1 protein-coding gene is annotated in these 263 nt (G+C 64.6%); it reads right to left on the reverse strand.

The features are described from left to right. On the reverse strand, nt 1-263 hold a 263-nt coding region (locus ACCD05_RS31945), incomplete at both ends, for a SulP family inorganic anion transporter (protein WP_413397697.1).

A 263-nucleotide genomic window follows, 5' to 3' on the forward strand; every position in this document is an offset into this window, starting at 1 on the left:
TCCTGAAGCACCACCATCGCCACCGTCGCGGTCCAGATTCCCACGGGAACCCAGCCGTGATGATCGAAGAGGTGCCGGACGTGATGGAGACTGATCAGCCGCCATCCTGTCACAAGCAGCACCGCGGCAAGTGCGGTCAGCGGTACCATCGCGAGCAGCTGCGGCAGTAATGCCACGAGCCCAAGGATCCAAACGCCGTGCAGCACGGCCGAGGCCCGCGTCCGTGCGCCGGCCTGAATGTTGGCGGACGATCTGACGATGAC

The organism is Rhizobium sp. Rhizsp42, from assembly GCF_047304155.1.
Lineage (GTDB): Bacteria > Pseudomonadota > Alphaproteobacteria > Rhizobiales > Rhizobiaceae > Rhizobium.